The sequence below is a fragment of the Stutzerimonas chloritidismutans genome (genome assembly GCF_020783375.1).
Lineage (GTDB): Bacteria > Pseudomonadota > Gammaproteobacteria > Pseudomonadales > Pseudomonadaceae > Stutzerimonas > Stutzerimonas kunmingensis.
The window spans coordinates 4,059,655-4,082,061 of record NZ_CP086067.1 but is presented as its reverse complement, the minus strand read 5'-3'; the positions used below and the strand labels follow the sequence as shown (position 1 = coordinate 4,082,061).

The window sequence follows — 22,407 nt, the reverse complement described above, 5'->3', positions numbered from 1 at the left end:
GCGGGCGTTGCGCCCGCCATTTGCTCAGAGACTAAGACCGCGCTGGTACTCGACGACGAAGCTGTCGAAATCCAGCTCGTCCGTCGCTTCCATCTCCGCCTGGCGCTCCAGCGACTGATGCGCGGCGGATTCGAACTGATCCAGCTCGCTTGCACTCGGTGCCTGGCTGCGGAAGTAGTCGGCGTGGGCCAGGGTCTGGCGCATGGCGAACTGGCTGAAGCTCTCACCGCTGCGGCTCAGCTCGTCAAGTACGCGGGCGGACGGCGTCAGGCTGCTGTCGGCGACCTTGGCGCGCTGCTCGGCGAGCGCCTCGGCGTGCCGGGAGTCAGCATGGCTGCGGTCGAGGAGGGCGGCAACCTGGCCGATCTCGTCGAGCAACTGGTTGGCCCAGTCACTGAGCATGACGTTCTCGCCACAACGCTGCAGCTCGAGTCCCGGACGCCGGCCTTCCTTGACCACACTGAGGAAGTTGTCGGTGGCCGCGCTGCATTCGCCGTCGGCCAGGCAGGGGCTGTCGTCCAGCGCACAGAACAGCAGGAAGGCGTCGAGGAAGCGCGCTTCGTTGAAGTCGATCCCCAGCGGCAGGAAGGGGTTGATGTCCAGGCAGCGCACTTCGATGTACTGGATGCCGCGCGCGCGCAGCGCTTGCAACGGTCGTTCGCCGGTGGCGGTGACGCGTTTCGGGCGAATGTTCGAGTAGTACTCGTTCTCGATCTGCAGCACGTTGGTGTTGAGCTGCTGCCAGTTGCCGGCGGCATCCTTGATGCCCATCGCCTCATAGGGGGCATACGGCGTGGAGACGGCGCGGAACAGGCTCTCGGTGTAGCTCGCCAGGTCGTCGTAGCAGGGCGTCAACCCGGCCTGGGCATTGTTCTGGTAGCCCAGATCGCTCATGCGCAGGCTGGTGGCGTACGGCAGGTACAGGGTGTCAGCGTCGAGCGTCTCGAGCTGATGCTGACGTCCGCGCAGGAAGCCGGCGTCCAGCGCCGGTGAGGCACCGAACAGGTACATCAGCAGCCAACTGTAGCGACGGAAGTTGCGGATCACGCCGATGTAGCGCGTCGAGCGGTAGTCCTGGGCCGAGCGGATATCGCCATCATCGGCCTGCAGTACCGGCCACAGCGCCTCGGGCAGCGAGAAGTTGTAGTGGATGCCGGCGATGCACTGCATGGTCTTGCCGTAGCGCAGGGCCAGGCCCTGGCGATAGACGTGCTTGAGCCGGCCGATGTTGGAACTGCCGTACTCGGCGATCGGGATGTCCGCCTCGCTCGGCAGCGGGCAGGGCATCGACGGGCTCCAGAGGAATTCTTCGCCGAGCTTGGCATAGGTGAAGCGGTGGATCGCTTCGAGCTCGGCCAGGGTGTTCTGCGGGTCCTGGTCGGTGCCGGTGATGAATTCCAGTAGCGCCTCGGAATAATCCGTGGTGATCTGCGGGTGGGTCAGCGCCGAGCCCAGTGCGGCGGGGTGCGGGGTCATCGCCAGCTGACCGCGAGCGTCGACGCGCAGGCATTCGCGTTCGATCCCGTGCAGGCATTGACTGAGCAGCGGCAGGTGGGACGGCTCGGCCAGCAATGCCAGGCGGTGGGTGAGAAGAGCGCTCAACTTGTGGATTCCTTCACGCGACAGTCGGCCCAATATGGGGATGGAAACGCCGCTTCACAAGAGGCAGCGTTGCTTCGATCGCTGTCGACGCATGCCGACTCCGCGGACGGCTGGTGGCCTGTGCGGTGAGTTGGTTGAGGCAAGTTCGGATGAACATGGCTCCGAGACAAGGCGTTGCGACGAGTCATAGAGGGGTTATGGCAAGGAGCAGCAACGCAGTATCGGGGCCATGGGCGCCGAAATTGACCAACCGAACTTACCAAACAGGCCACTAGAGGCAGGCGAAGGTCGCTTGGGCCTTGGCGATCAGCTTGTCGCCCTGATGCACCTCGGCTTCCAGCACCTGGGTCCGCCTGCCGCCGTGCACCACCCAGGCGCGGCAACGCAGCTCGCCCTCGCTCACCGGGCGGATGTAGTTGACCTTGCATTCGAGCGTGACGCTGTTCGGCGAGCCATCGCCGAGGCTGTGGCTGGCCTGGCCCATGGCGGTGTCGATCAGCGAGAACAGCGCGCCGCCGTGCAGCTTGCCGTGCAGGTTGCGCAGGCCATCGTGCATGCTCAGGCCGAGCACCGCCTCGCCGTTGCCGACCTGGTGAATCTCCAGGCCGAGCAGGCGGCCGAAGGCGCTGGAGCTGCCCACCGCCTCGACTTGAATGCTCATGCCTACTTCCTCAGCTGCTTGGCGTTGGCGAACAGTGCGGCCATGGCGGCATTGGCCGGTGCCGGCTTTTCTTCCTTGGCATGGCGCTCGCTGCGCGGCGCGTTGCCGCGTGGCTTGCCGGCGCCGCCACGCGGGCCGTCGTTCTTGGCGCCGGGCGTATCGCTCATGCGCATGGACAGGCCGACGCGCTGGCGCGGGATGTCCACTTCCATGACCTTGACCTTGACGATGTCACCGGCCTTGACCACTTCGTAAGGGTCCTTGACGAACTTCTCCGACAGCGCGCTGATGTGCACCAGGCCGTCCTGATGCACGCCGATGTCGACGAAGGCGCCGAAGTTGGTCACGTTGGTCACCACGCCTTCGAGCACCATGCCCGGCTCCAGGTCGCTGAGCTTCTCGACGCCTTCCTGGAACTCGGCGGTCTTGAACTCCGGGCGCGGATCGCGGCCGGGCTTGTCCAGTTCGCTGAGGATGTCGGTGACAGTCGGCAAGCCGAAGGTCTCGTCGGTGAACTGCTTGGGGTCCAGGCGCTTGAGAAACGCCGAGTCGCCGATCAGCGAGCGGATGTCGCGGTTGGTATCGGCGGCGATGCGTTTGACCAGCGGATAGGTTTCCGGGTGCACGGCGGAGGCGTCCAGCGGGTTGTCGCCGTTCATCACGCGGAGGAAGCCGGCGGCCTGTTCGAAGGTCTTGTCGCCCAGGCGCGGCACCTTCTTCAGCTCGCTGCGGGACTTGAACGCACCATTGGCATCGCGGAACTGAACGATGTTCTGTGCCAGCGTCGAGTTGAGGCCGGAGATGCGCGCCAGCAGGGCGGCGGAGGCGGTATTCACGTCGACGCCGACGGCATTCACGCAGTCCTCGACCACCGCATCCAGCGAGCGCGCCAGCTTGAGCTGGGACACGTCGTGCTGGTACTGACCGACGCCGATGGACTTCGGGTCGATCTTCACCAGCTCGGCCAGCGGGTCCTGCAGGCGGCGGGCGATGGACACGGCGCCGCGCAGGGAGACGTCCAGGTCCGGGAATTCCTTGGCCGCCAGTTCCGAGGCCGAATACACCGAGGCGCCGGCTTCGCTGACCATGATCTTGGTGAGCTTGAGGCCGGGTACTTTCTTGATCAGCTCGCCGGCCAGCTTGTCCGATTCGCGGCTGGCGGTGCCGTTGCCGATGGCGATCAGGTCGACGGCGTGCTTGGCACAGAGCTTGGCGAGAATCGCCAGGGTGCCGTCCCAGTCGTTGCGCGGTGCGTGCGGGTAGACGGTGGCGGTTTCCAGCAGCTTGCCGGTGGCGTCGACCACCGCGACCTTGCAGCCGGTGCGCAGGCCCGGGTCCAGCGCCAAGGTCGCGCGCGGGCCAGCCGGGGCGGAGAGCAGCAGGTCGTGCAGGTTGCGCGCGAACACCGAGATGGCTTCGTCCTCGGCCTTGTCGCGCAGCTCACCGAGCAAGTCGGTTTCCAGGTGGGTGTAGAGCTTGACCTTCCAGGTCCAGCGCACCACTTCGCCGAGCCACTTGTCGGCGGCGCGGCCGCGGTTGGCGATGCCGAAGCGCTCGCCGATCATGCCTTCGCCGGGGTGCATGCTGCCGGGCACTTCATCGCCGACCTTGAGGCTGACGCTGAGGATGCCTTCGTTGCGCCCGCGAAAGATCGCCAGCGCGCGGTGCGAAGGGGTGTTCTTCAACACTTCGTCATGCTCGAAGTAGTCGCTGAACTTGGCGCCTTCGCTTTCCTTGCCCGGCACTACACGGGCGCTGAGGGTCGCGTTGTGCTTGAGGAGGTCACGCAGCTTGGCCAGCAGGTCGGCGTCTTCGGCGAAGCGCTCCATGAGGATGTACTTGGCGCCTTCAAGGACGGCTTTCACATCGGCAAAACCCTTCTCGGCGTCGATGAATCGCTCGGCTTCCTGCTCCGGAGAGAGCTCCGGGTTGCCGAACAGCGCATCGGCCAGCTCGCCAAGGCCGGCTTCGAGGGCGATCTGACCCTTGGTGCGGCGCTTCTGCTTGTAGGGCAGGTAGAGGTCTTCGAGGCGGGTCTTGGTGTCGGCGAGGTCGATCTCGCGCTTGAGCTCGGGGGTCAGCTTGCCCTGTTCCTCGATGCTGGCGAGGATCGAGACGCGGCGGTCGTCCAGCTCGCGCAGGTAACGCAGGCGCTCTTCCAGGTTGCGCAGCTGGGTATCGTCGAGGCTGCCGGTGACTTCCTTGCGGTAGCGGGCGATGAAGGGAACGGTGGAGCCTTCGTCGAGCAGCGCCACGGCGGCGGCGACCTGTTGCGGGCGCACGCCCAGCTCGTTGGCGATACGGGAATTGATGCTGTCCATGAACCTACCTGGGTCAGTCAAACCATGCAGGCCGGGCCTGCGCGAAAGCCGGCGATTATAGGGGAACTGCGGCGGCCGGCCTCAACCGATTGCCGGTGAGCGGTCGCCGGTCTGGGTCGAATGCTGCGGGAATCGGCCGTTCGACGAAAAATCTGCTAACAATGGCTGTCAGTAGGGCCGATCCACACTGCGCAATAATGCGCCGTCGACCATCTGGGAGTTTCCATGAGCAGCACTGCGCCAGCCAGCGAAGGCGAAAAAATCCTCATCGTCGATGACGATGCCCGTCTGCGACGTCTGCTCGAGCGTTTTCTCGACGAGCAGGGCTACCGCGTCCGTACCGTGGAAAACACCGAGCAGATGGATCGTTTGCTCAGCCGCGAGCTGTTCCAGCTGGTGGTGCTCGACCTGATGATGCCGGGTGAGGATGGTCTGTCTGCGTGCCGCCGGCTGCGCGAGGGCAACAATCAGATTCCGATCATCATGCTCACCGCCAAGGGCGACGAGGCCAGTCGCATTCAGGGCCTGGAGCAGGGCGCCGATGATTACCTGGCCAAGCCCTTCAACCCCCGTGAGCTGCTCGCGCGCATTCGTGCGGTGCTGCGTCGGCAGGCGCCGCAGGTTCCGGGCGCGCCGGCCAGTGAGGACGAGACCGTCACCTTCGGCGAGTACGAGCTGTCGCTGGCGACCCGTGAGTTGAAGAAGGGCAACGAGGTGCACATGCTCACCACCGGTGAGTTCGCCGTGCTCAAGGCGCTGGTCCAGCACGCACGCGAGCCGCTGACCCGCGACAAGCTGATGAACCTTGCCCGCGGGCGCGAGTGGGATGCACTGGAGCGCTCCATCGACGTGCAGATATCCCGCCTGCGTCGGCTGATCGAGCCGGACCCGTCCAAGCCGCGCTATATCCAGACCGTCTGGGGTGTGGGTTACGTATTCGTGCCGGACGGCAACAAGTGAGTTGGCTGCGGCCTGCTGCAGACTGCGAGCGCGTTAAGCTCGCGGCCTGCCGTCCTGTGCCTGCCGCCGGGACTTCATGAAAACTCCGCTCTGGTTCCCGCAAAGCTTCTTCGCCCGCACCCTGTGGATGGTGCTGATCGTGGTGCTGTTCTCCAAGGTCCTGACGCTGGTCTATCTGATGACCAACGAGGACGTGCTGGTTGACCGCCAGTACAGCCACGGCGCGGCGCTGACGCTGCGTGCCTACTGGGCCGCCGATCTCGAAGACCGCGACCGTATCGGTCGCGCCGCCGGCCTGCAGCTGGTGGCCGAGCAGAACGTGCCGCGCAGCGAATACCACTGGCCCTACACCGAGATATTCCAGCGGCAGATGCGCGACGAGCTGGGCGACGATACCGAGGTGCGCGTGCGTATCCAGCCGTCCACGGCGATCTGGGTGCGCGCGCCTGCGTTGGGGCCGGACTGGGTGCAGGTGCCGCTGTACGCCTATCCGCTGCGTGGCCAGCGCATCTGGAGCGTGCTCGGCTGGTTTCTCGGTATCGGCCTGCTGTCTACCGGGGCGGCGTGGATCTTCGTCAGCCAGCTCAATCTGCCGCTCAAGCGGCTGGTCTTCGCCGCGCGGCAGATCGGCAAGGGCCGGCGCGTGCGCCTGCCGATCAGCGATACGCCGAGCGAGATGACCGAGGTGTATCGCGCCTTCAACCAGATGGCCGAGGACGTCGAGCAGGCTGGCCGGGAGCGCGAACTGATGCTGGCCGGGGTTTCCCACGATCTGCGCACGCCATTGACGCGCCTGCGCCTGTCGCTGGAGCTGATGAGCAGCGATGACGAGCTGACCGACGACATGATTCGTGATGTCGAGGACATGAATGCGATCCTCGATCAGTTCCTCGCCTTCGTCCGCGACGGCAGCGATGAACCGGTCGAAACCACCGATCTCGGTGAGCTGATCCGTGAAGTGGTGGCGCCCTACAACCAGCAACAGGAGATCGTGCGGCTGTGTGTCGAGCCGATGCCACCGTTCGCCCTGCGTCGGGTTTCGGTCAAGCGGCTGCTGGTCAATCTCATCGAGAACGCCTTGCGCTACGGCGGCGGCGGGGTGGAGGTGGCGGCTTATGTGTCGGGCGACCAGCACGCGCCCTACGTGGTGCTGAGCGTGCTCGACCGCGGCCCGGGGATCGACCTCGCCGAGCTGGAATGCATCTTCAATCCGTTCATCCGCGGTGATCGCGCTCGTGGCGGGCAGGGCGCCGGGCTGGGTCTGGCGATCGTCAAACGCATCGCTTCACAGCACGGCGGCATCGTCGAGTTGCGCAACCGTGAGGGCGGTGGTTTGGAGGCGCGCGTCAGCCTGCCGCTGGGATTGCTGCTGCCGCGCGATGCGGTGCAGGGCAAACCGGCCGAGTAGCCGGTTCGCCACGAGGCGGAATCAGCCCTTGCCTTTGGTGCGGGTCAGGTGCGGCCCGCCGTTCTTCTCCAGGTACTGGATGATCAGCCCGGCGACGTCCTTGCCGGTGGTCTCTTCGATGCCGGCCAGGCCCGGCGAGGAGTTGACCTCCATCACCAGCGGGCCATGGTTTGAACGCAGGATGTCGACGCCGGCGACGTTCAGGCCCATCACCTTGGCCGCACGGATGGCGGTCATGCGTTCTTCCGGGGTGATCTTGATCAGGCTGGCGGAGCCGCCACGGTGCAGGTTGGAGCGGAACTCGCCGGGCTTGGCCTGGCGCTTCATCGCCGCGATGACCTTGTCTCCGACCACGAAGCAGCGGATGTCGGCGCCGCCGGCTTCCTTGATGTACTCCTGCACCATGATGTCCTGCTTGAGACCCATGAAGGCCTCGATCACCGATTCGGCCGCCTTCTCGGTTTCGCAGAGCACCACGCCGATGCCCTGGGTGCCTTCCAGTACCTTGATCACCAGCGGTGCGCCGTTGACCATCTGGATCAGATCGGGAATGTCGTCCGGCGAGTGGGCGAAGCCGGTCACGGGCAGGCCGACGCCGCGGCGCGACAGCAGTTGCAGCGCACGCAGCTTGTCCCGCGAGCGGGCGATGGCGACCGATTCGTTGAGCGGGAACACGCCCTGCATCTCGAACTGGCGCAGCACCGCACAGCCATAGAAGGTCACCGAGGCGCCGATGCGCGGGATCACCGCATCGAAGCCGTCCAGCGGTTTGCCGCGGTAATGGATCTGCGGCTTGTGGCTGGCAATGTTCATGTACGCGCGTAGCGTATCGATCACCACCACCTCATGGCCCCGCTGCTGGCCGGCTTCGACCAGGCGTCGGGTGGAATACAGGCGCGGATTGCGCGACAGCACGGCGATTTTCATGGAGCACCGGAGGAAGTGAGGATCTGGGGTTTGTCCTGGATATAGGTTCGCGACGGATCGATCAGCCATTGCCCTTCGACCAGTGCCTTTGAACCGAGCAGCAGGCGATAACGCATGGTCTTGCGGCAGGTCAGGGTGAACTCCACCGGCCAGACATGACTGCCGAGTGCAAGCAAGGTTCGCACCACGTAGCGCGTCTGCACCTGCCCGTTGGAGCTCTTGATCAGCTTGCGCGTGACCAGCGGTGCCTCGCAGCGGTGGCGGCGCTGTACCAGCGTGCCCAGGTGGGCGGTGAATCGGACCCAGCGCTGACCGTCGCGTTCGAACTCGCTGATCTCGGTAGCATGCAGCGCCGATGTGCTGGCCCCGGTATCGACCTTCGCGCGCAGGCCCACCACGCCGAGATCCGGCAGGGCGATCCACTCACGCAGACCGATCACGGTATGGGGGTCGAGTCTCTTCAATGGGAGCGTCCGAAGAATTTGCCGGCATTCTAGTCGGGGTGCATGACAACTGCATCCGTCTGTAACACCCTAGAACGACGTGTAGAGGATAGAGCTGGACGATGGCCGAAAAAGACGACGACAAGGTGCGCCTGGACAAGTGGCTGTGGGCTGCGCGCTTCTTCAAGACCCGCGCGCTGGCCAAGGCGGCCATCGAGGGTGGCAAGGTGCACTGTCGTGGCGAGCGTTGCAAGCCGAGCAAGGAACCGAAGGTGGGCGACGAGCTGCTGATCCGCATCGGTTTCGACGAGCGCACGGTGGTCGTCCGCGCTTTGTCGGCGGTGCGCCGCGGAGCGCCCGAGGCGCAAACACTCTACGAGGAGACGCCGCAAAGCCTGGCCGCGCGCGAGGAAGCGGCGGCGCAGCGCAAGGCCGGCGCGCTGGGGCTGCAGACCGATGGGCGGCCGAGCAAGAAGCAGCGCCGGCAGATCCAGTACCTGCGCGACTACAAACCGGACTGATCTTCGCAACGCTGGCGAGCTGCATCACTCACGAGGCCGTCCGGCAGCCGCCCTTGGTCCGGGCCGGCTTTGCGCCTAAAATCGCCGGCTTCCTCCGCCGTTCCAGCGAGCCCCGGCATGTCCGACCAAACTCAGCGCTTTATCTTCGACGATTCCGACGTTCGCGGCGAAATCGCCACGCTGGACGAAAGCTTCCAGCACGTGCTGGCCAAGCACACCTACCCCGAGCCCGTCGCCCAGCTGCTTGGCGAGCTGCTCGCGGCTGCCGCGCTGCTGGTCGGCACGCTCAAGTTCGACGGGCTGCTGATTCTCCAGGCGCGTTCCAGCGGAGCTGTCCCGCTGCTGATGGTCGAGTGCTCCAGTGCCCGGGAGGTGCGCGGCATCGCGCGCTACCACGCCGAGCAGATCGAGACGGGCGCAACGCTGGCCGAGCTGATGCCCGAGGGCATGCTGGCGATCACCGTCGACCCGGCCAACGGCCAGCGCTACCAGGGCATCGTCGGCCTGGACGGGGTCAACCTGGCGGAATGCCTGACCAACTATTTCGCTGCGTCCGAGCAGCTGCCGACGCGCTTCTGGCTCAATGCCGATAGCCGCCGGGCCTGCGGCCTGCTGTTGCAGCAGCTGCCGGCCGATCGAATCAAGGATGCCGACGAGCGTGACGCCAGCTGGGAGCACCTGCGCACCCTGGCCGATACCCTGACGGCCGAGGAACTGCTCGGGCTGGATGCCGAGACGCTGTTGCATCGCCTCTACCATCAGGAGCAGCTGCGCCTGTTCGACGCGCTGCCGATCCGCTTTCGCTGCAGCTGCTCGCGGGAGCGCTCGGCCCGTGCGCTGATCAGCCTGGGCGAGGAAGACGCCCAGCAACTGGTGGTCGAGCAGGGCGGTGCGGTGAGCATCGATTGCCAGTTCTGCAACGAGAAGTACACCTATGATGCCGCGGACGTGGCCCAGCTTTTCGCCGGTGGCGGCAGCGACGCGCCCTCGGGCACCCGTCATTAAGCGGCGCCTGGCGCTCGGCAGCCATCCGCGGAGCGCCAGTACGCTAAGGAATGAGACAGGGATGGACCTGCAGCCAGCCAGTGAACTATTTGGCCATCACGGCCTCATACCCAGCGCGGCGCATTATCTGGCATAATCGCGCGCACTTTTTTCGATGTAGTTCGTCGCTCGGCGGGCTACAACAGCATGGAGGAATCGGCCCAAGGCCGACGGGAACACTCATGACGCAAGCCACCAACGCCGTGTACACCGACATCAGCACCGCTCAACTGATTGAAGAAGCCGTCAAGCGCGGAGAGGGCGAACTGTCCGCCAATGGCTCTCTGGTGGTGAAGACCGGGCACCGCACGGGTCGTTCTCCGGCTGACCGCTTCATCGTCGAAGAGCCGAGCACCCAGCACAAGATCGCCTGGGGCCCGATCAACCGTCCGTTCCCGGCCGGCAACTTCGAAGCACTGTGGAACCGCGTCGAAGCCTACATCGCCGAGCGCGACAGCTTCGTCTCCTACGTCCATGTCGGTGCCGATCCCGAGCACTACCTGCCGGTCAAGATGACCACCGAGACCGCCTGGCACAACCTGTTCGGCCGTTGCCTGTTCATCACCCCGGAACAGTTCAACCAGGCCAGCCTGAGCGAGTGGCGCATCCTCAACGCACCGTTCTTCCAGTGCGTACCCGAGCGTGACGGCACCAATTCCGATGGCTGCGTAATCATCAACTTCGCCGAGAAGAAGGTGCTGATCGCCGGCATGCAGTACGCCGGTGAAATGAAGAAAGCCATGTTCTCCGTGCAGAACTTCCTGCTGCCGGACGTCGACGTGCTGCCGATGCACTGTGCCGCCAACATCGGCGAAGACGGCGACACCACCCTGTTCTTCGGTCTGTCCGGTACCGGCAAGACCACCCTGTCGGCCGACGAGAGCCGCTACCTGATCGGCGACGACGAGCACGGCTGGGGCGTTGGCCGCGTGTTCAACATCGAGGGTGGCTGCTACGCCAAGTGCATCGACCTGTCCGAGAAGAACGAGCCGGTGATCTGGAAGGCTATCAAGTTCGGCGCCGTGCTGGAGAACGTGGTGCTCGACGAGCGCACCCGTCTGCCCGACTACGCCGACGCCAGCCTGACCCAGAACAGCCGCGCCGCGTACCCGCTGCAACATGTCGAGAAGCGCTCCGAGAAGAACCTCGGCGGTGAGCCGAACGCGGTGATCTTCCTGACCTGCGACCTGACCGGCGTACTGCCGCCCGTGTCGATCCTGAACAACGAGCAGGCTGCCTACCACTTCTTGTCCGGCTACACCGCGCTGGTCGGTTCCACCGAAATGGGTTCGGGCAGCGGCATCAAGTCGACCTTCTCCACCTGCTTCGGCGCGCCGTTCTTCCCGCGTCCGGCTGGCGAGTACGCCGAGTTGCTGATCAAGCGTATCAACGGCTTTGGCTCCAAGGTCTACCTGGTCAACACCGGCTGGACCGGTGGTGGCTACGGCGTCGGCAAGCGCTTCAACATCCCGACCACCCGTGCGGTGATCGCGGCGATTCAGAGCGGCGCGCTGATCGGTGCCGAGACCGAGCACCTGCCGATCATCAATCTGGACGTGCCGAAGGCCGTCGCCGGCGTCGATACTCAGCTGCTGAACCCGCGCAACACCTGGGCCGACAAGAGCGCCTACGACCAGGCCGCAAAGGAACTGGCAGCCAAGTTCGTCGAGAACTTCAAGAAGTTCGATGTCTCCGACGCCATCCGCAACGCCGGCCCGCAGCTCTAAGCTGCCCGCCGCGTGATCGAAAAGCCGCCTCCGGGCGGCTTTTTCGTTTGTGCCGGGTGGTGATTCGGATCAAAGGCGTCGATGATTCTTATCGGTCAAGGCGCATGGATTCGATTGGTCGGCGCCCTTAGCATGGCGCCACTGTTGATCACGAGGAAGCGTCATGAATACCGTAGAAGCCATCCGCACCCGTCGCGCCGTCAAAGTCTACGACCCGAGCTTCCAGCTCAGCCGGGAGGAGAAGGACGAGCTGCTGCAACTGGCACTGCTGGCACCCTCCGCCTTCAACCTGCAGCACGTGCGCTTCGTCGAGGTGAGCGACCCGGCGCTGCGGGCGCAGATCCGCGAGGTGGGCTGGAACCAGGCGCAGATGACCGATGCCTCGATGCTGGTGGTGATCTGCGCGCAGGTCGACAGCTGGGAAAAGAATGTCCGCCGGGTCTGGGATGGTGCGCCAGGCGAGGTGCAGAACTTTATGGCCGGCGCCATCGATGCCTACTACCGCGACAAGCCGCAGGTCCAGCGTGACGAAGCCATGCGCAGTTGCGGCCTGATGGCGCAGACGCTGATGCTCGCGGCACGGGCCAGGGGCCTGGATTCCTGCCCGATGGATGGCTTCGATTTCGACGCGGTCGGCAAGCTGATCAACCTGCCGGACAACCATGTCATCGCGCTGATGGTCGCGGTGGGCAAGCGTGCTGCTGAGCCGAAGCCGCGGATCGGCAAGTTGCCGTTCGATGAGGTGGTGATTCGCGACCGCTTCTGAGTCTTTTGGCGAAGGGCGCGCAATGCGTCCTTCCGCCTGGGCCAGCTGGCCGCCAACTTTGACCACCTCAAAGTCCCATCCGGCCCGCCCAGGGCCAGCGCTGGGCTGATGGCCACGCGCTCCGACGACCGGCCGCACATATCAGCCGCTTTGCAGTACCGTCTCCCTCCTTTTGCTACCCTCCGGCCTCCAGTCAAAGGAGTGACTCAGCATGATCGAACAGACCCTCAAGCAGACTTTCGGCTACGACGGCTTTCGTCCCGGCCAGGATCAGGCCATTCGCGCCGTGGTGGCCGGGCGCTCGGCGGCCGCTATCTTTCCCACTGGGTCTGGCAAGTCCTTGTGTTATCAGGTGCCGGCGCTGCTATTGCCGCATCTCACCTTGGTCGTTTCGCCGCTGTTGGCGCTGATGCAGGACCAGCTAGCTTTCCTGCACCGGCACGGCATCGCCGCAGCCAGCATCGACTCGGCGCAGAGCCGCGAGCAGGCCAGCGAAACCATGGCCCGCGCCAAGTCCGGTGAACTGAAGATTCTGATGATTTCGGTGGAGCGGCTGAAGAACGAACGCTTCCGTAACTTCATCAGCCAAGTGCCGATCTCGTTGCTGGTCGTCGATGAGGCGCATTGCATTTCCGAGTGGGGGCACAACTTCCGCCCGGATTATCTCAAGCTTCCCGACTACCAGCGCCAATTCAATATCCCGCAGGTGCTGCTGCTGACCGCCACGGCGACACCGCCGGTGATTGCCGACATGCAGGCCAAATTCTCGATTGCGCCGGACGACGTCGTGACTACCGGCTTCTACCGGCCCAATCTCAATCTGCTGGTGGAGCCGGTCAGCGGCTTTAACAAGCAGCGCCGGCTGGTGGAATGGTTGGCCGACAAGAGTGGTCAGCCGACCATCGTCTACGTCACCCAGCAGAAGACGGCCGAGCAGGTTGCCGAGCATCTGGCGCAGCGCGGCTTCCCGGCCAGCGCCTACCACGCCGGCATGGCCCACGAGTTGCGTGAGTCGATCCAGCGCCGCTTCATGGCAGGCGAGCTGAACTGCATCGTCGCCACCATTGCCTTCGGCATGGGCATCGACAAGTCGGATATCCGCAACGTGGTGCACTACGACCTGCCCAAGTCGGTGGAGAACTACAGCCAGGAGATCGGCCGCGCGGGCCGCGATGGCAAGCCATCGGACTGCCTGGTGCTGGCCAACCGGGACAGCCTCAGCGTGCTGCAGAATTTTGTCTATGGCGACACACCGGAGCGCGAGGGCATCCGCTGCGTGCTCGACGAGCTGCTGCAGGCGGCTGCTCCTGATCAAAAGGGCAGCGGACAGTGGGAGCTGATGCTCAACCAGCTATCGGACCAGAGCAACATCCGCCAGTTGCCGCTGAAAACCCTGCTGGTGCAGCTGGAGCTGCGCGGCATCATCTCGCCGCGCTTCGCCTATTTCGCCGAGTACCGCTTCAAGTACCTGCTCGAACCCGAGGTGCTGGTGGCGAAATTCGAAGGCGAGCGGCGGCAGTTCGTCGAGGCCATCGTGCACAGCTCGGCGCGGGCAAGGACCTGGTGCACGCTGGATTTCGATGCGCTCTACCAGCAGCACGGTGCGGACCGTGGCCGGGTGGTAAAGGCCCTGGAGTACTTCCAGGAAAAAGGCTGGATCGAGCTGGAGAGCAAGCAGATGACCGACGTCTATGCGCTGCTCAATCCAGACTTCGACGCAGAGGGCTTGAGCATCGAACTGCATGAATACTTCAAGCAGCACGAAGCGAGCGAGATCACCCGCATCGACAACATGCTGGCGCTGTTCGAATCCAGTGAATGCCTGAGCCAGCGGTTGGCGGCCTATTTTGGGGACCAGCAGGCGCCGCAAAGGTGTGGCCATTGCTCGGTCTGTCGCGGGCAGGTTGCGCAACTTCCTGAACCACCGGCGCTGGCACCGCTCAACGACGTCGCTCTCGACGCCCGCTGCGCCGAATTCAGTCAGCGCTACACGCAGCTCAAGGGTGATGCGCCCAGCGCCGAATGCCTGACGCGCTTTCTCTGCGGTATCAGCGTGCCGGTGTTCACCAAGCTCAAGGCGCGCCAGATCCCAGGTTTCGCCTCGCTGGAGGCCTATCCCTACGCTGAGGTTCGCGCGCGCCTAGCTGGTTAGCGCGCGGTCAGGCCGATCAGTCGGTCAGCGACGCCCTTGGTCTGGCGTGAAGTGCCAGCGGTGAGGTTGCTCGAGTTCTCCAGTGCATCGAGCAGCCCGGTCAGCGAGCCGACACCGGCCGATTGCGTCTCGATGTGTTGCGCCACCGCGCGAATCTCGCTGGCCAGGCGGTCTATGTCGGTGCCGATTTCCTCGGCGTTCTTGCCAGTGATCTCGGCCAGCTTGCGCACCTCATCCGCCACCACCGCAAAGCCGCGGCCCATGTCGCCAGCGCGCGCCGCCTCGATCGCCGCATTGAGCGCCAGCAGGTTGGTCTGCCCGGCGATCTGCTGGATGGTCTGCACCACCGACTGGATGCGCTGACTGGACTGCGCCAGGTCGCGGGCGCTGCTGACCACCTCGTCGGCCTGGTGGACCATCTGCTTGACCGAGCTGCCGGCCTGTTCGATGACGGTGCCCTGCTGGTTGATGTTCAGCGTCAGGTCGTCCATCGAGCCGTGCAGCTCGTTGGCGCACTGGCTCAGCTGCTCGGACATGGACTGCCGCTCATGGTCGGCCTGAGACAGGACCTGGCCAAGGTCGGCCAGGCCGCGGAACACCGGGCGGATGTGTTCGTCGAGGCCATTGATGTCCACCGCGCTGCTGTAGTCCTGGCGCTTGAACTGCTCGATCTGCTTGACCACCACCTGGCTCAGGCCGGTCAGCTTCTTGATCTGCCGGCGCAGGAAGAATGCCTTGAACTCGCCGTGGTAGGCGATGAAGTTGTCGGTGTACTCGTCGTGGAACTCTTCCTTGCCGTTGGTGCGGAAGAAGAACACCGCCGTCAGGGTCTGGTTGAGGTTGAGGCCGAGGATCTCGCCGAAGGTCGAGTAACCGGCCACCGGTACGTCATCGAACACCGGGTCCATGCCGCCCAGTGCCTGCTCGTTGTTCAGCCGGCGCAGGATGCAGTCGTTGAGGATGCCCACCAGCGGCTTGCCGGGCTTGTTGCGCATGAACTGTTGATAGTCGCGGCGGGTGGTCTCGGCCAGCGGGGTGCGCTTGACCATGATCAGCTCTTCGCCGGGGGCGACGTCGCAGAACAGGTGCACGCGCTCGTTGGCGAAGTCGATCTGCGAGATCGAGCGGACGAACACTTCCTCGCCGACGCGAATGGCGAAGGAGTAGTCCGAGAGCCGCTGCTCCAGCTCCTGCGGCGCGCATTTGAGCGCCTCGCACAGCGCCTGGACCATCGTGCGGATGTTGCCGCGTGAGTCGACCACCTGGCTGATGTAACGGTCCTCCAGGGAGGCGCTGAGTACGTTCAGGCTGAGTGGCGTCGGCTCGAAGTTCTGGCTCTTGAACACGCCGAAGCGTACGTCCCGCGCGCACTTGAGGAAGACGATCAGCGCGTGGTTCTGGTAGCTGCGTTTGCCGTCATGCAGCTGGGTCTTCTGAAAATCCAGCTTGCCACCGGCCGAGCCGCCGACGAACAGGCAGGGGAAACGACCGGACTCGTACAGCGCCTCCATGAAGAAGGATTCCGAAGCGGAGAGGCCGTCGAAGAAGATGTTCGCCAGCGTGTCGCGGTAATCGATCTTCATCGACACCTGCACCCGCTTGATCGACGCCGTGAGGCGCGCGATGCGCTCGCCCATCGACAGCCGCTGACCCTGGCCGCGGATGTCCTCGCACTCCAGCGGCACACGGACGATCTCGGCGGCGGCGATGACGCTGGCGTCGAACAGCTGCAACACCACCCGATCCCACTGCGCGCCGGTGGCACAGTAAAGCCGCTGGCCCTCGCTGGACAGCTCGCCCGCGGTGGTACACAGGCTGATCGTCGCCTGCGGAAAGCGCTGCGCTACCTGCCTGGCGACCTCATCCAGATCCACGTGCGGCGAGACGAAACCGGCAATGTAGGTCGGGTTGAAGCGCAGGGTGGCGAGCTGCTGGGCAAGCTGGTGAGCCGAGCAGAGCAGGCTCGCCGTGCCGCTGGATTGCGTGTGGCCTGGCTTGAATCGGGAGAGCGAAATCATGGGCGTTACTCGCTTGAGGAAGGGAAGCGGGAAACTCGGCCGCTCCCGCACTGATCAGCCGTCGATCAGAGGCTACATTTTTTGTTATCGGCACCCCGGCCGCGAGCTGCATGCCCGTTCGGCGCCGTCACCGTCAGCCACGTTATCGGCCGCCGGATCGAAGATCGCCATGCAACCATGGTCTTCATCCGGAAGTACTGGGTGAGGCGGCGATTCCTCTTGATGTGGCGCAACGGAAATCGCGCGCGGCTGTGCAATTGTCGACCGGTGACCTGTTGCCGCAGTTGTTGTAGCCGATAGCAAGGAAAGCCTCTCGAGGAGCGACGCCATGCCCCGCCTGTTCACCGATCTCGGATTCCGCTGGAAGATCACCTTGCCCATTGCGGCGCTGGCCCTATTGCTGGTGCTGATGGGCGTTTTCGGGATGCGTGGCATCGAACGCGTCACCGACTCCAGCGAGGTCTTGGCCACGCGCCATCTGCCGGCCATCGGCTTGCTGCTCAATGCCGATCGCGACCTGTATCAGGCCTTCGTCGCCGAGCGCAGCCTGCTCGACAGCGATGCTGGCGAGCATGTGCAGGCACTCAAGGCCAGCCATGCGGAAAACCTCAAGCAGGCCTACGATCGTGTGCAGAAGTACGCAGCCATGCAACCGGGCGCCGAGGCACTGGCGCTGGTCGAGCAGTTCAATGGCGGCTTTCAGCAATGGTCCGCGGTATCGCAGCGGGTCATCGAGCAGGTCGATCTCGATCCTCAGGCCGCCAGCGCGTTGAGCTTTGGTGACAGCGAGGTGCGCTTCGATGCCATGCGCGATGCCATCGACAAACTCGGCGAACTCGAAGGCGCAGCCGCCGAGGCCGAGGGCGCGGCGGCGATCGCCGAGGGCGCCGCCACATCCAGCCAGCAGACCGCGGTGCTGATCATCGGCCTGCTGGGCTGCGCATTGCTCATCCTCGGCCTGCCGCTGGTGGTGCTGCGCCCGATGCGCCGTTTGCTCGATCGGCTGAAGCAGATCGCCGATGGCGATGGCGACCTGCGCGCCCGTCTGGAGGTGCATTCGGCTGACGAGCTGGGCCAGCTCGGCAATGCCTTCAACCGCTTTCTCGACAAACTGCAGCCGCTGATCGCCGAGGTTGGACGGGTTACCGCTGAGGTCGAGACCGCCGCGCGTGGCATGGCGGCGATGGCTGAAACCAACGATCAGCTGATCAGCAGCGAACACGCCGCGGTCGATCAGGTGACCACCGCGGCGACCGAGATGAGCGCAGCGGTGCATGAAGTCGCGCTCAATGCGCAGAACGCGTCGGACGCCGCGCGTGCGGCGGAAACCCAGTCACGCCAGGGCGCGTCGGTGGTCAGCAGTACCATCCAGTCGATCCGCCAGCTGGCCGGGGAGGTCGAAGGCGCATCGCAGACCATCGGTGCGCTTGCCGAGGAAACCGCCAGCATCGGCGCGGTGCTCGAAGTGATTCGCGGCATCGCCGAGCAGACCAATCTGCTCGCGCTCAACGCCGCCATCGAGGCCGCGCGCGCCGGTGAGCAGGGCCGCGGTTTCGCCGTGGTGGCCGACGAGGTACGGGCGCTGGCCGCGCGCACACAGGATTCGACCAAGGATATCCAAGCGCGCATCGAGCGCCTGCAGAGCGGCGTAGACAAGGCCGTACAGGCCATGCAGACCGGCAGTGACAAGGCGCGAGACAGTGTCGAGCGGGCATCCGGCGTCGATCAGGTGCTGGCGGAAACCTCCGTGTCGGTGCAGCGCATCAACGATATGGCCGCCCAGATCGCCACCGCGTGCGAGGAGCAGAGCAGCGTTACCGAGGAAATCGCGCGCAACATCACCGATATCCGTGACCTGTCCAACGAGGCGGCCACTTATTCCTCGCAGAGCATGCTCGCCAGTCAACAGCTGTCCGGGCTGTCGAAGACGCTGGCGGAACTGGTTGGCCGTTTCCGCACCTGAGGCCGGGCGCGCTGCCGTTACAGCGAGCCCCACAGCAGCCGACCCAGACCGCTGTCGTTCGGCAGCAGAAGCAGGCTGAGAATGAACACCAGCAGCAGTCCGGCGGCATAGCACAAGCTGCTCAGCCGGGAGCGTGCACGGGGCGGGCGCGACGCGGCAGGTGCTTTGCGGCCGGGGCTCGGCTGGCGCGACTGGGGTAGGTTGCAGGACATGCTCGGCTCGACAGTTATCTACCCACCGTCAACGCAGCAGGCATCGGAAGCGGCGCAGTAAAGCGCAAATAAAGGCATATTGCCACTATTGCGGCATCGTTATCGTACGCTTCGGCGCCACATGAAACATCAGGAAAAGCTCCGTACGTCGCCGGGCCGGTATCGCGAAATGACTCGACCATACTCAGAGGTCGATACCGCAAACGACCGGAGACCCCACCATGCCGACGCGCCGCCAGATCATTCAACGTACAGCCGTGGCCGCAGCGCTGCTGGCGCTCGGTCCGCTGGTGCCGTCGCTGGTGCGGGCAGCCGAGGCGCTGCGTCGACGCGAGATTCCCGCCACCGGCGAGATGCTGCCCGTTATCGGCCTTGGCACTTCGCGGACACATGACATAGGCCTGGATGATCCCGAGATGACGCGGCTGCTCGAGGTGCTGCGCGTGCTGCTCGATGGCCGCGCATCGCTGATCGATACCGCGCCGAGCTACGGCAATGCCGAGCGCGTCGTCGGTGAGCTGGTCGAGCGCCACGGCCAGCGCGACAAGGTCTTCATCGCCAGCAAGGTGTCCTCCAGCGGTCGCGGACGCGGCATGGCGCAGATCGAAGCGAGCTTCAAGGCGCTGCAGACCGACACCATCGACCTGATCCAGGTGCACAACCTGCAGGACACCCGCACCCAGCTCGGCCTGCTGCGCGAACTCAAGCAGGAGGGGCGGGTGCGCTACATCGGCGTGACCCATTATCTGGAGTCGGCCCACGACCGCCTGCTGGAGACGCTGAAGCAGGAGAAGGTCGACTTCGTGCAGTTCAACTATTCGGTGGGCGAGCGCAACGCCGAGAAGCAGCTGCTGCCGTACTGCGCCGACCACGGCATCGCCACGCTGATCAACCGGCCGTTTACCCGTGGCAACCTGCTGTCCAGGGTCAAGGACAAGCCGCTGCCGGCCTGGGCGGTGGAGATCGATGCCAGCTCCTGGGCGCAGCTGCTGCTCAAGTTCATCCTTGCCGAGCCGGCTGTAACTGCGGTCATACCGGCGACTTCCAACCCGCGCTACATGGCCGACAACCTGCTCGCCGGGCAGGGGCGGCTGCCGGATGCGCGACAGCGGCAGATGATCGTCGACGCCTTCCGCTGAGCGCCGAATGCCGACTTCGCTAGCCGCTCGCGGGGCCGCTCTGATCAATGCCCGCCCCGGGGAACTGCGTGCCGCGCTGGCCGGGTTCAGCCTGTTCTTCTGCCTGTTCTCTGGCTACTTCATGCTGCGGCCGATTCGCGAGTCTATGGGCATTCAGGGCGGCGTCGAGAACCTGCAGTGGCTGTTTACCGCGACCTTCATCGCCATGCTGGTGGCGGTGCCACTGTTCGCCTGGCTCAACTCGCGGGTCGCGCGCATCCATTACATCGACTGGGTGTACGGCTTCTTCTGCGTCAACCTGCTCGTGTTCGCGGGGCTGTTCTTCCTGCTCGGAGACAGCGTCTGGCTGGCGCGGGTGTTCTACGTGTGGATCTCGGTCTACAACCTGTTCGTGGTCTCGGTCGCCTGGAGCCTGATGGCCGATGTGTTCGACGCGCCACAGGCGCGCCGGCTGTTCGCCTTCATCGCTGCTGGTGCCAGCGTGGGCGGTCTGGTCGGACCGGCGACGAGCGCGCTGTTGGTCGGCGTACTCGGTCAGTTCGGGCTGATGCTGCTGGCGGCGCTTTTGCTGGTCGCCGCGGTCGCGCTCAAGCACTACCTGATGGTCTGGCGCGAGGAACGGGGTGCCGGCCGTCCCGGCGCCGAACATGCCGAAAGTCCACGGCGACCGGTAGCGGGCAATCCATTCAGTGGCCTGACGCGGGTGCTGGGCTCGGGCTATCTGCTCGGCATCGCGGCGTTCGTGCTGCTGCTGACGTCCGCCAGCACCTTTCTCTACTTCGAACAGGCAAGGCTGGTCGCCGAGCTGTTTCCGGATCGTGCCGAGCAGGTGCGGGTGTTCGGTGCGATCGATTTCGTGGTGCAGGCGGGCGCCTTGCTGTCGCAGCTGTTCATCACCGGGCGCATCGCGCAGCGGCTCGGCGTGCGGATTCTGCTGGCCGCCGTACCGGCGCTGGTCTGCCTCGGGTTCGTCGGCCTGGCCCTGGCGCCGACCTTTGCCGTGCTGGCCGCCGTGATGATCGTGCGTCGCGTCGGCGAATACGCCTTCGTCCGCCCGGGCCGCGAGATGCTCTTCGCGCCGCTGGATGCCGAGAGCAAGTACAAGGCGAAGAACTTCATCGACACCGTGGTCTATCGCGGCGGCGATGCCCTGAGCGGCTGGGCCAAGAGCCTGCTCGACAGTCTCGGACAGGGCGTCTGGCTGATCGCCCTGGTCGGCGCCGTGTGCGCGGCGGTCTGGGGTGTGCTTGGTTGGCTGCTCGGTGGTCGGGCTGACCGTGCTGGCGTCACACCAGAGCCCGCAACCGGACGAAGCAGCTGAACCTCGCCGACGCGCACGCCTCGAACCCTAGTAGGTACGTCATCTATCAGGAGTAGTCGTATGCAAGTGCAGGTCAATAGCAACCACATCCCTGGCAGCGTCGAGCTGCACGAGTGGGTCGGTACGACCGTTGAGGATCGGCTCGAGCGTTTCGACGACTTCCTCACTCGAGTGGAAGTCCATGTCAGCGATGAAAATGCGCAGAAGGCCGGCGCCGATGACAAGCGTTGCCAGATCGAGGCGCGGCCCAAGGGGCATCAGGCGGTGTCGGTGACGCACAAGGCCGAGTCGCTGCAGCTGGCGGTCGATGGCGCGGCGGACAAGATGCAGCACGCGCTGGAGCATCTGATGGGCAAGCTGGACACCCGCGTACTGTCCAGCGGCGAGTTGAATGATCCGCTGCTCGACGAGCAGCCTCAGGCCGTCAAGGATGCGATGCTCGAAGAGGAATTCCTGGAAAAGCAGGACGAGCTCGACAAGTGACCCCGTCGCCCCGGCCGCGGGTCGGGGCGTTTCCACCCGCTTCATTCTCTTTCTATCCCCCTGCTGCCAGGCATGCGTCTTGGCGGCCGGGCCCGTGTATCCGGTAGCCAGATGCAGATCATCCTCGTGCGGCACGGTAGACCCGACCACGGCGCAGCGCGCTGGAGCACGCCGGTTGGCATGAAAACCTGGGTCGAGCGCTACAACGCTGCCGAGGTCGTCGCCGCCGAGCGCCCGGACAGTCTGGTCGCGCTGGCAGGCTCGGTCGGCATCGTGGTTTGCAGCTCCCTGCAGCGCTGCATCGAATCGCGCTCGCATCTGGAATGCGACTGCTGTGAACTGCCTGATCCGCTGTTCGTCGAGCCGCACCTGCCGTATCCCGATTGGGGCCTGCCGCTGTTGCCGTCGCGCTTCTGGCGCCTGGCGTTTCGCACCGCCTGGTTTCTCGGCTTCGCCAGCCATACCGAGCACATCCGCGAATCCACCAGGCGTGCCAGCGCAGCGGCCGATCGGTTGATCGAGCTGGCCGAGGCCAATGAAAGCGTGTTGCTGATGGGGCACAAGATCATGAATGCGCTGATCGCCCGGCAACTTCGTCAGCGCGGCTGGCGTGGCCCCGCACTGCCGCTGCTCACCGGCTACTGGCAGCCGAGTCGCTACAGCAAGGGCTGAAGCCAAGCTAGAGCACTCCGTCCAGCTGCGTTCTGCCTCCCTTCGGTCGTTCGGCAACCGCTTTGGC

Annotated in this window: 19 protein-coding genes; 12 read left to right on the top strand and 7 right to left on the bottom strand. The window is 64.9% G+C overall.

The genetic code is table 11. From position 1 onward, the window contains the following. Positions 1-24: 24 nt before the first annotated feature. The 3 genes from gshA to LLJ08_RS19190 all read right to left on the bottom strand — a co-directional run bounded on the left by gshA (position 25) and on the right by LLJ08_RS19190 (position 4,584). The gene (gene gshA / locus LLJ08_RS19200; protein ID WP_228207701.1) at positions 25-1,602 is read right to left on the bottom strand and encodes a glutamate--cysteine ligase; all 1,578 of its coding nucleotides are present in this window, start codon (positions 1,600-1,602) and stop codon (positions 25-27) included. A gap of 271 nt (positions 1,603-1,873) precedes the next feature. Beyond that, positions 1,874-2,263: a PaaI family thioesterase gene (locus LLJ08_RS19195; RefSeq protein WP_104098223.1), complete on the bottom strand. Its 390-nt coding sequence runs from the start codon at positions 2,261-2,263 to the stop codon at positions 1,874-1,876. A gap of 2 nt (positions 2,264-2,265) precedes the next feature. Further along, a complete protein-coding gene (locus LLJ08_RS19190) occupies positions 2,266-4,584 on the bottom strand; it encodes a Tex family protein (RefSeq protein ID WP_228207700.1) in 2,319 nt (772 codons plus the stop codon). 225 nt (positions 4,585-4,809) lie between these two features. Between LLJ08_RS19190 and ompR the strand changes: the two genes are divergently transcribed. Continuing rightward, positions 4,810-5,544, top strand: a complete 735-nt coding sequence (gene ompR, locus LLJ08_RS19185) for an osmolarity response regulator transcription factor OmpR (RefSeq protein ID WP_014821967.1) — start codon at positions 4,810-4,812, stop codon at positions 5,542-5,544. Positions 5,545-5,620: 76 nt separating this feature from the next. Continuing rightward, positions 5,621-6,952: an ATP-binding protein gene (locus tag LLJ08_RS19180; protein ID WP_228207699.1), complete on the top strand. Its 1,332-nt coding sequence runs from the start codon at positions 5,621-5,623 to the stop codon at positions 6,950-6,952. Positions 6,953-6,973: 21 nt separating this feature from the next. On the opposite strand, the gene rimK is transcribed toward LLJ08_RS19180, so the two are convergent. Both rimK and rimB read right to left on the bottom strand, forming a co-directional pair. Continuing rightward, entirely contained in the window at positions 6,974-7,879 is a 906-nt protein-coding gene (rimK, locus tag LLJ08_RS19175) for a 30S ribosomal protein S6--L-glutamate ligase (protein ID WP_023447046.1), read from the bottom strand. Next, positions 7,876-8,343, bottom strand: a complete 468-nt coding sequence (rimB, locus tag LLJ08_RS19170) for a retropepsin-like aspartic endopeptidase RimB (RefSeq protein ID WP_031298444.1) — start codon at positions 8,341-8,343, stop codon at positions 7,876-7,878. The genes rimK and rimB overlap by 4 nt, the downstream gene beginning before the upstream one ends. A 101-nt stretch (positions 8,344-8,444) precedes the next feature. On the opposite strand from rimB, the gene LLJ08_RS19165 reads away from it, so the two are divergent. The 5 genes from LLJ08_RS19165 to LLJ08_RS19145 all read left to right on the top strand — a co-directional run bounded on the left by LLJ08_RS19165 (position 8,445) and on the right by LLJ08_RS19145 (position 14,532). Continuing rightward, a complete protein-coding gene (locus tag LLJ08_RS19165; protein WP_014821963.1) occupies positions 8,445-8,843 on the top strand; it encodes an RNA-binding S4 domain-containing protein in 399 nt (132 codons plus the stop codon). A gap of 117 nt (positions 8,844-8,960) precedes the next feature. After that, positions 8,961-9,848, top strand: coding sequence for an Hsp33 family molecular chaperone HslO (hslO, locus tag LLJ08_RS19160; protein WP_041015313.1), 888 nt, complete (start codon positions 8,961-8,963; stop codon positions 9,846-9,848). A gap of 221 nt (positions 9,849-10,069) precedes the next feature. After that, entirely contained in the window at positions 10,070-11,614 is a 1,545-nt protein-coding gene (locus tag LLJ08_RS19155; protein ID WP_044315157.1) for a phosphoenolpyruvate carboxykinase, read from the top strand. A gap of 163 nt (positions 11,615-11,777) precedes the next feature. Next, a complete protein-coding gene (locus LLJ08_RS19150) occupies positions 11,778-12,380 on the top strand; it encodes a nitroreductase family protein (protein WP_102833478.1) in 603 nt (200 codons plus the stop codon). A 211-nt stretch (positions 12,381-12,591) separates the two neighbouring features. Next, positions 12,592-14,532 (top strand): RecQ family ATP-dependent DNA helicase, encoded by a 1,941-nt coding sequence (locus LLJ08_RS19145; RefSeq protein WP_228207698.1) that lies wholly within the window; start codon positions 12,592-12,594, stop codon positions 14,530-14,532. On the opposite strand, the gene LLJ08_RS19140 is transcribed toward LLJ08_RS19145, so the two are convergent. Further along, positions 14,529-16,550 carry an FIST N-terminal domain-containing protein gene (locus tag LLJ08_RS19140; protein WP_179485084.1) on the bottom strand — a complete coding sequence of 674 codons (2,022 nt, stop codon included), beginning with the start codon at positions 16,548-16,550 and terminating at the stop codon, positions 14,529-14,531. The genes LLJ08_RS19145 and LLJ08_RS19140 overlap by 4 nt on opposite strands. 328 nt (positions 16,551-16,878) lie before the next feature. Here LLJ08_RS19140 and LLJ08_RS19135 point away from each other — a divergent pair, with 328 nt between their 5' ends. Continuing rightward, entirely contained in the window at positions 16,879-18,513 is a 1,635-nt protein-coding gene (locus tag LLJ08_RS19135; protein ID WP_228207697.1) for a methyl-accepting chemotaxis protein, read from the top strand. 17 nt (positions 18,514-18,530) lie between these two features. Here LLJ08_RS19135 and LLJ08_RS19130 read toward each other — a convergent pair whose 3' ends face one another. Beyond that, positions 18,531-18,725, bottom strand: a complete 195-nt coding sequence (locus LLJ08_RS19130; protein ID WP_228207696.1) for a hypothetical protein — start codon at positions 18,723-18,725, stop codon at positions 18,531-18,533. A 221-nt stretch (positions 18,726-18,946) separates the two neighbouring features. Between LLJ08_RS19130 and LLJ08_RS19125 the strand changes: the two genes are divergently transcribed. The 4 genes from LLJ08_RS19125 to LLJ08_RS19110 all read left to right on the top strand — a co-directional run bounded on the left by LLJ08_RS19125 (position 18,947) and on the right by LLJ08_RS19110 (position 22,340). Beyond that, entirely contained in the window at positions 18,947-19,864 is a 918-nt protein-coding gene (locus LLJ08_RS19125) for an aldo/keto reductase (RefSeq protein ID WP_228207695.1), read from the top strand. A 7-nt stretch (positions 19,865-19,871) separates the two neighbouring features. Continuing rightward, positions 19,872-21,185 (top strand): NTP/NDP exchange transporter, encoded by a 1,314-nt coding sequence (locus tag LLJ08_RS19120; RefSeq protein ID WP_228207694.1) that lies wholly within the window; start codon positions 19,872-19,874, stop codon positions 21,183-21,185. Positions 21,186-21,245: 60 nt separating this feature from the next. Next, positions 21,246-21,668 carry an HPF/RaiA family ribosome-associated protein gene (locus LLJ08_RS19115; protein WP_014821952.1) on the top strand — a complete coding sequence of 141 codons (423 nt, stop codon included), beginning with the start codon at positions 21,246-21,248 and terminating at the stop codon, positions 21,666-21,668. A 111-nt stretch (positions 21,669-21,779) separates the two neighbouring features. Continuing rightward, entirely contained in the window at positions 21,780-22,340 is a 561-nt protein-coding gene (locus tag LLJ08_RS19110) for a histidine phosphatase family protein (protein WP_228207693.1), read from the top strand. The last annotated feature ends 67 nt before the right edge of the window (positions 22,341-22,407 follow it).

Bases quoted from the DNA above. Each gene is read 5' to 3' on its own strand.
- LLJ08_RS19150 (WP_102833478.1), top strand. From the start codon at position 11,778: ATGAATACCGTAGAAGCCATCCGCACCCGTCGCGCCGTCAAAGTCTAC.
- LLJ08_RS19125 (WP_228207695.1), top strand. From the start codon at position 18,947: ATGCCGACGCGCCGCCAGATCATTCAACGTACAGCCGTGGCCGCAGCG.
- LLJ08_RS19135 (WP_228207697.1), top strand. From the start codon at position 16,879: ATGCCCCGCCTGTTCACCGATCTCGGATTCCGCTGGAAGATCACCTTG.
- LLJ08_RS19110 (WP_228207693.1), top strand. From the start codon at position 21,780: ATGCAGATCATCCTCGTGCGGCACGGTAGACCCGACCACGGCGCAGCG.
- LLJ08_RS19120 (WP_228207694.1), top strand. From the start codon at position 19,872: ATGCCGACTTCGCTAGCCGCTCGCGGGGCCGCTCTGATCAATGCCCGC.
- LLJ08_RS19155 (WP_044315157.1), top strand. From the start codon at position 10,070: ATGACGCAAGCCACCAACGCCGTGTACACCGACATCAGCACCGCTCAA.
- LLJ08_RS19165 (WP_014821963.1), top strand. From the start codon at position 8,445: ATGGCCGAAAAAGACGACGACAAGGTGCGCCTGGACAAGTGGCTGTGG.
- LLJ08_RS19115 (WP_014821952.1), top strand. From the start codon at position 21,246: ATGCAAGTGCAGGTCAATAGCAACCACATCCCTGGCAGCGTCGAGCTG.
- LLJ08_RS19190 (WP_228207700.1), bottom strand. From the start codon at position 4,584: ATGGACAGCATCAATTCCCGTATCGCCAACGAGCTGGGCGTGCGCCCG.
- LLJ08_RS19180 (WP_228207699.1), top strand. From the start codon at position 5,621: ATGAAAACTCCGCTCTGGTTCCCGCAAAGCTTCTTCGCCCGCACCCTG.
- ompR (WP_014821967.1), top strand. From the start codon at position 4,810: ATGAGCAGCACTGCGCCAGCCAGCGAAGGCGAAAAAATCCTCATCGTC.
- LLJ08_RS19195 (WP_104098223.1), bottom strand. From the start codon at position 2,263: ATGAGCATTCAAGTCGAGGCGGTGGGCAGCTCCAGCGCCTTCGGCCGC.
- LLJ08_RS19130 (WP_228207696.1), bottom strand. From the start codon at position 18,725: ATGTCCTGCAACCTACCCCAGTCGCGCCAGCCGAGCCCCGGCCGCAAA.
- LLJ08_RS19140 (WP_179485084.1), bottom strand. From the start codon at position 16,550: ATGATTTCGCTCTCCCGATTCAAGCCAGGCCACACGCAATCCAGCGGC.
- LLJ08_RS19145 (WP_228207698.1), top strand. From the start codon at position 12,592: ATGATCGAACAGACCCTCAAGCAGACTTTCGGCTACGACGGCTTTCGT.
- hslO (WP_041015313.1), top strand. From the start codon at position 8,961: ATGTCCGACCAAACTCAGCGCTTTATCTTCGACGATTCCGACGTTCGC.
- rimK (WP_023447046.1), bottom strand. From the start codon at position 7,879: ATGAAAATCGCCGTGCTGTCGCGCAATCCGCGCCTGTATTCCACCCGA.